The sequence below is a fragment of the Rhodoferax sp. GW821-FHT02C08 genome, assembly GCF_059421805.1.
In genome coordinates this window covers 1-925 of sequence record NZ_JBWKVR010000062.1, presented here as the reverse complement: position 1 = coordinate 925, position 925 = coordinate 1, and the positions used below count along the sequence as shown (strand labels likewise).

At 61.8% G+C, this 925-nt stretch carries 1 protein-coding gene; it reads right to left on the bottom strand.

The window, feature by feature from the left end:
* Window positions 1–758 (bottom strand): ABC transporter ATP-binding protein (locus AC07VY_RS26560; RefSeq protein ID WP_495100141.1); only part of this gene is annotated, 758 nt, incomplete at its 3' end.
* Between the last annotated feature and the right edge of the window lie 167 nt (window positions 759–925).

Here is a 925-nt window from a genome sequence, read left to right as displayed (position 1 = left end):
GACAAGAACTGCTGCAGCCGCTCGCTCTTGGGCTGGCCCAGCACCTCGCGCGGCACGCCTTGCTCTTCGATCTGGCCCTTGTGCAGAAAGATCAGGTGGTTGGCCACCTCGCGGGCAAAGCCCATCTCGTGCGTCACCACCACCATGGTGCGGCCCTCCAGCGCCAGCTTCTGCATCACCTTCAGCACCTCGGACACCAGCTCCGGGTCCAGCGCGCTGGTCGGTTCGTCGAACAGCATTACTTCGGGCTCAATCGCCAGGGAGCGCGCAATCGCCACCCGCTGCTGCTGGCCGCCGCTCATGTGCGCCGGGTAGCTGTCTTCCTTGTTCTGCAGGTCCACCAGCTTCAGGTACTTGCGGGCGCGCTCAATGGCTTCATCCTTGGGCACGCCCAGCACATGCACCGGCGCTTCGATGATGTTCTGCAGCACCGTCATGTGCGCCCATAGATTGAAATGCTGGAACACCATGGCAAGCCGGGTGCGCATGCGCTGCAGCTGCTTGGCCTCGGCGGCCACCAGCTCACCATGCTTGTCGGCCACCAGCTTCAGCTCCTCACCGGCGACGATGATGCGGCCCGCATTCGGCTTCTCCAGCAGGTTCATGCAGCGCAGAAAGGTGCTCTTGCCGGAGCCGGAGCTGCCGATGATGCTGATCACATCGCCTGCGCGGGCTTCCAGTGAGACGCCTTTGAGCACCTCGTTGGAGCCGAACTTCTTGTGGATGTCTATGGCCTGGAGTTTCAGGGTAGAGGTCATGGTGTGTGTTTTTACTTTCGACGTGGGGCCATGTAAGCCAGAAACTTGCGTTCAGCCGCGCGGAAAGCCGCAATCAGCGCAAAGGTACCGACCAGGTACAGCGCCGCAGCAAACAGATAGGCCTCGAACGGCAGGTAAAAGTCGGAATAGATGCGGCTGGCTGCCGC